This is a genomic window from Frankia sp. CcWB2, assembly GCF_977927585.1.
Genome location: NZ_CDWRCM010000088.1, coordinates 4,393 through 9,702, shown reverse-complemented (window position 1 = coordinate 9,702; position 5,310 = coordinate 4,393). Strand labels below are relative to the sequence as shown.

Genomic DNA, 5,310 nt, shown 5'->3' with positions numbered 1-5,310 from the left:
TTCCCGGGTGTCCCGAAGAAGATCAGGTCGCCGGGCTGCTTGTTGTATTGCGACACCCGGGTGGCGGCGGCGAACTGGGCGTCGGTCGTCCGCGGCACGCTCCTGCCGAGTTGCTTGAAGATGTACTGGATGAGGCCGGAGCAGTCGAACGAGCTCGGGCCCTCCGCACCGTAGACGTAGGGCTTGCCGGCCTGCAGGGAGGCCAGGTAGACGGCCTTCTCCCCGAGGGAGCTCGACGGGACCGGAACCGACGTCTGGCCCGCGGCGTCCCCTGTCGCAAGGAGATCCGACCAGGCGGCGTTGCGGACGGGCTGGGGGATGGGTGCCGGCCGTACGCGCAGGGTAGCGTCGTTCGCCGAGCGGGCGGACTGCAGGGCGTCCGTGCCGTCGAAGACCGCGGTGACGTTCGTGGTGGTGAGCACCCGGGCCGTGTAGGAAGTGTAGCCTTGGGCGTTAGTGTAAAGGTGCTTGAAGGTGGCCCACCCGGTGGGGAGCTTCACTTGCACCTTGACCAGCTGGTTCGCCAGTGGTTCGTGGGTCTGCTCGTTGTAGAGCGAAAAGCCGATGTCGATCGGCTGGTCCGCGTTGACGGTCACCTCGGGGTTGGTCACCCGGAGACCGACCTGAACCTTGCCGGTCAAGGGCGGGACGTTGACACCGCCCGCCGAGCCGAGCAGGGAGGTGGAGCCGTGGGTGCTGACCGCCGCCGCCGCGATGCTGCCGCCCAGGGCGGCATGGGAGCCGATCTGCGCGGCGAGGATGATCGGAGCGGTGTTCGGCTGCTCGTCCTTCGCTGCGTCGGCGTTGATGTCGGTGGCGCAGCCGGCGAGAGCCACTCCGGAGACCGCGACGGTCCCGGTGGTCACGGCGGCGAAGGCCCGGGCCCGGGCCCGGGCCCGGCTGCGGGCGGCCGGGGGCGCGGAGGGTGCGCGATGACGGCCGCCACCGGCGCCTCGCGTTTCTTCGTCGAGCTGCACGCTTTGCGCGGACAACGGTGTATTCCTTCCCGTACGCCTGCGAAGTGAGCTGTCGGGTTCGGGCTGGGCTGCCCGGCTCTCGCGTGACCTTCACGCGTCGAGCTTCACCCCTAGGTCGATACCGCGGATCGGTGCCGGCCGGTGGAGGTGGGTCCCCCGCTCCTGCCCCTGATGACGACTCGGAGGGGACACCGGGGCCGGGGGCAGGACTCGGCGTTCGGCCCGGTGTTGTCGTGACGTCGGCGTGAGACTAGTCCACTTGGACGGGGTGGGTAAACACTAGTCCTTCCCAACTACGGCGAGTGTGCGTTGAAGTTCCCGTCGCGCGACGTCGGCGGCCCGCTCGGCCGGCCGGCCGGGCTGACCGGGCGGGCCGAAGGCCCTTCGCACCCCGGTTGTCCTGCTGGTTTTTCGCTGCGTAGGGGGTCCGTGGCGGCGGCCGGTCCGGGTGAGAGGCGGGCGGGCGGGTAGCCATCCCTCGGCCCGTGGGCGACTTTTGACTACTTAAAGTAGTTGACGGGCGAGGTCGGGCGTGCACCCCCCTCAGCGGGACCGGGAGCTGCGGCGGGTGAGGAATCCCGCTGCATCGAGCACCTGGAGCTCGACCGCGAGCTCGTGGACCTCACGGGGCAGCGAGCGATGGTGCGCTAGCGCCTCGACCGCGGCGCGGGCGTGGCCGGCGAGCTCGTCGAGGGCGTGCTGGCGCTGGCGCATCCGAGCCCGCTCCTCCTGGATGGTCCGGACCGTGTCCTCCTGCCACCGGCGGGTCCGGATGAGATGCTCGCTGGCGTCGGCGGCCTGCCGCTCGGCATCCTCCAGCCGGTTGAGGAGCGCGTCGAGGGCCTCCAGCCGGCCGGCGAGCTCCGCGATGAGATCGCCCCGATCAGGCAGGATGGCTGTTTTATGACTCTTGGGGTCAGACGAGGTCATGGAGTCCCCTGACGGGTGGGGGGATCGGCGGGGACCGCACCGAGCGGCTGGCACGAGACCCGGTTGCTCCGACACGGTTGGTAACGGTAACCGACGTGGCGGGCCAGGGGTAACCCATCGTACGGATACGTCGCGTCAGCCAACTGATAGTAAAAAGGGACTATGGATCTGCCGTCATTGTCGTGGTCCCTGCGCGCATAGCATGCAGGTCGGTGTCAGAGCCAGCCGTTGCGCTTGAACGCACGGTAGAGGAACAGGCAGATCGTCGTAATGACGGCCAGGATGGCCGGGTAGCCCCACGTCTGACGAAGCTCCGGCATGTGGTCGAAGTTCATCCCGTAGATCCCGGCGACGGCGGTCGGGACGGCGCCGATCGCCACCCAGGCACTGATCCGTCGCATGTCCTCGTTCTGTGCGATCGTCACCTGCGTCAGCGTCGCCTGGAGCACGGAGGAAAGCAGCTCGTCGAAGTGAGCTATACGCTCGCTGACCTGCTCGAGGTGGTCGGCGACGTCCCGGAAGTAACGGCGCATCGCCACGTCGACCATCGTGGGGGCGTCCGTGGTGAGGGTACGCAACGGGCCCGCGAGCGGCAGCACCGCGTGCTTGAGCTCCAGAAGCTCGCGTTTCATCTGGTAGGCGCTTTCCGTCGACGGCTTCTGATCCCGATGGAAGACCCCCACCTCGATCTGGTCGACGTCGGCCTGGATGCTTTCCACGGTGCGGACGTAGTCATCCACAATGCTGTCGCAGATGGCGTGCAGCACGGCCGTCGGGCCGTGCCGGAGCATCTCCGGGTTGGCCTCCAGCCGGCCGCGCAGCTTCGTCATCTCCCCGTGCCTGCCGTGCCGCACGGTCACGACGAAGTCCTCGCCGAGGAAGATCATGATTTCGCCGGTGGTGACTACCTCGGAGGTGCTCGTCATCTGGGTGTGCTCCACGTAACTGGTCGTCTTGAGCACCATGAACAGGTGGTTCTCGTATTGCTCGAGCTTGGGGCGCTGGTGGCCGGTGACCGCGTCCTCCACCGCGAGCTTGTCCAGCCTGTACTCCTCGGCGATCGCGGTGAGCTGCTCGTAGCTCGGCTCGAACAGGCCGAGCCAGGCGAACCCGCTGCGTTCGGACCGCGCCAACCGCAGCGCGTCGGCCTGGTCGATGTCCGTGGTGACCCGCCGGCCATGGCTGTACACGCCGCAGGCCATGACGCGCCCGTCCGGCGTCCGCGGTAGTCCGGGGCGGGGCACCTGGCGTCGTTTGCGACCCACCCGGACCAGGGAGACCGGACGGGTCAGCGCGCCGGCGAGCTTATGGGCGTTGGCCGACGCCTGCTCCAGGGCGTCCCCCAGCACCTCCCGGACGGGATGCTGGCTGCCGTGGTCGCCGCCGTCCGGGTGCGCGCCGTCATCGTCGCGTCCCCGGCTCTCGCGTACCGTCTCGTCGCGTACTCTTTCGCCCGGCACCGCATCATCCCGCATCATTGCCTCCTTCCCTGCCGCCGATCCATGTCCATGTCCACCTGTCGGCATTTCCCACGACCTTCCCGCTGGTGAACCTTCATGGTGACAAGTCGGTGCCGGCCGTCCGGAGGCGATCCGGGCTTCACCGTGGACGCGGATGCCTGGCGACTGTGCCGGCGGGGTGCCACGCGAAGGGTGAGACACACGTCCGGCGTATGGGATACCTCACAGGGAGGATCGAGTGATCGGGATCGAGGTACGCACGCTTCGGGTGTTCGCCGACGAGACGGGCGCCGGCGGCAGTCTGCTCGCCGTGGTGCTGGACGCCGCGAAGTTGCTGCCCGACGCGCGGGAGCGGTCCGTCGTCGCGCGCCGACTAGGCTGCCCCGCCACGGTCTTCGTCGACGACCCGGAGCTGGCGGAGCTGGCCACCTTCACGCCCGCCGGGGAGCTGCCCATGGCGGGACACGCCCTGGTAGGATCGGCCTGGCTGTTGGGTCGGCTGCTCGGTGGCCATCCGGAGATCCTCCGCCCGGCCGGCGGCGAGGCGGTCAGCTGGCAGGAGCAGGGCCGGGTCTGGGTCCGCAGCGCCTTGGCCGCCGTGCCTTACTGGTGGCATGAGATGCTTGCGGACCCGTGCCAAGTCGACGCGCTCGACCTGCCCCGTCCACCCGGCGAGGACCTGACCCAGCTCTGGGCGTGGGAGGATGAGCCGGGCGGGGTCGTGCGGGCCCGGGCCTTCGCCAGCAGGCACGGCGTCACCGAGGACGAGGCCTGCGGGTCGGCTTCCATGCGACTGGCCGCGCTGCTCGGGCGGCGGCTCACCATCCGGCACGGTACCGGTTCGATTGTGCTCGCGCAGCCGGGTCCGCCCGGCCACGCCGACATCGGCGGCCTGGTGGTCGAGGATGAGACGCGGTTCCTCGCCGATCTCGACGAGTTCCTCGCCCGGTGACGGTGCCGTCCGGCGGAGCCACGGCCGGACACCACAGGGACCAAGTCTGAGAGTCAGGTGCGGAGCGAGGCGACTGGCACCTTTTGTGGGTACCGGGTTACGGCTGCGTGGTGGCTGCCGAGATGCGGACCGGGTCGGATAGGCGTAGCTTTGGCTTCCGGTAGCTCTCCGCTGGGTATCTGCCCATGGGCTGCGAGGTGGTCATGGCCGAGACGTTGGCGACCTTGGTGGAGGCCGCGCATCAGGACGCCGTCCGTCTGATCGAGCTCTCGCGCAGCGCCGACGCCCACGGTGACGTGGGTGGTCCGTCGACCGACCCGCGGCAGGCGCTGCATGCCAGCGACGCGGCCGTGGCCGCCGTCTCCGCACACCTGAGCGCGATGGAGTCGGTGGTCTACCCGGAGATGGCCCGCCGGGTCGTGGGTGGCCGGGCGCGGGTGGCGGACCTGGGCCGCTTGGCGCGGCGCTGCTCCTCGGTGATGCGCGGCATTGAACAGTACGTCCAGGGGGACCTCAACCGGCCCGCGGAGCCGGTCGCGAACTTGCGCCGGGATCTGGCCGCGTTGATGGTCGAACATGCGACGCTGGAGGACGAACTTCTGCGTGAGCTGATGACCGAGCTGTCCGACGACGAGCGCCGGGATCTCCTCGACCGCTTCTCCGATGCGATGCGCCACGCTCCGACCCGACCGCATCCGCACCTCCTGCACAGCAGGCTGTTCGGTGGAAGCCTGGCGGCCCGCCTGACGGGCTACTGGGATCACCTGCTCGACGTGATGGACGCTCGGGAGGTACCCGGCGCGCCGGTGCGGGCCCCGGTGCCCGCCGGGCTGTGGGGCTGGTACCTGCTGGGCCGTCCCACGGCGCCGGTTCCGGGTGAGACCCCGCCAGGGAGGGAGGGCGCGCAGGGCCGCGCTGCCGGCAGCCACACCGATGCCGGCAGCCACACCGATGCTGATAGCCACACCGCCGCCCGTTGATCTGTCCTGGC

Annotated in this window: 5 protein-coding genes and 1 riboswitch; of the genes, 2 read left to right on the top strand and 3 right to left on the bottom strand. The window is 69.7% G+C overall.

Annotation, left to right across the window (positions count from 1 at the left end):
• From ACY45C_RS11280 to corA, 3 genes are all read right to left on the bottom strand, one after another.
• Nucleotides 1-992: C40 family peptidase (locus ACY45C_RS11280; protein WP_462187568.1), on the bottom strand; the 992-nt coding region annotated here is incomplete at its 3' end.
• A 5-nt stretch (nucleotides 993-997) separates the two neighbouring features.
• Nucleotides 998-1,172: riboswitch (cyclic di-AMP (ydaO/yuaA leader) on the bottom strand.
• A 348-nt stretch (nucleotides 1,173-1,520) separates the two neighbouring features.
• Nucleotides 1,521-1,907: a hypothetical protein gene (locus tag ACY45C_RS11275; protein ID WP_462187567.1), complete on the bottom strand. Its 387-nt coding sequence runs from the start codon at nucleotides 1,905-1,907 to the stop codon at nucleotides 1,521-1,523.
• Nucleotides 1,908-2,122: 215 nt separating this feature from the next.
• The gene (gene corA, locus ACY45C_RS11270; RefSeq protein ID WP_462187566.1) at nucleotides 2,123-3,385 is read right to left on the bottom strand and encodes a magnesium/cobalt transporter CorA; all 1,263 of its coding nucleotides are present in this window, start codon (nucleotides 3,383-3,385) and stop codon (nucleotides 2,123-2,125) included.
• A 220-nt stretch (nucleotides 3,386-3,605) separates the two neighbouring features.
• Between corA and ACY45C_RS11265 the strand changes: the two genes are divergently transcribed.
• Both ACY45C_RS11265 and ACY45C_RS11260 read left to right on the top strand, forming a co-directional pair.
• A complete protein-coding gene (locus ACY45C_RS11265) occupies nucleotides 3,606-4,319 on the top strand; it encodes a PhzF family phenazine biosynthesis protein (protein ID WP_462187565.1) in 714 nt (237 codons plus the stop codon).
• Nucleotides 4,320-4,522: 203 nt separating this feature from the next.
• On the top strand, nucleotides 4,523-5,299 hold the full coding sequence (locus tag ACY45C_RS11260) for a hemerythrin domain-containing protein (RefSeq protein ID WP_462187564.1): 777 nt from the start codon (nucleotides 4,523-4,525) through the stop codon (nucleotides 5,297-5,299).
• The last annotated feature ends 11 nt before the right edge of the window (nucleotides 5,300-5,310 follow it).

What these genes read in the sequence shown, in the direction of transcription:
- corA (WP_462187566.1), bottom strand. Translation starts at nt 3,385, where the DNA reads ATGATGCGGGATGATGCGGTGCCGGGCGAAAGAGTACGCGACGAGACG.
- ACY45C_RS11260 (WP_462187564.1), top strand. Translation starts at nt 4,523, where the DNA reads ATGGCCGAGACGTTGGCGACCTTGGTGGAGGCCGCGCATCAGGACGCC.
- ACY45C_RS11275 (WP_462187567.1), bottom strand. Translation starts at nt 1,907, where the DNA reads ATGACCTCGTCTGACCCCAAGAGTCATAAAACAGCCATCCTGCCTGAT.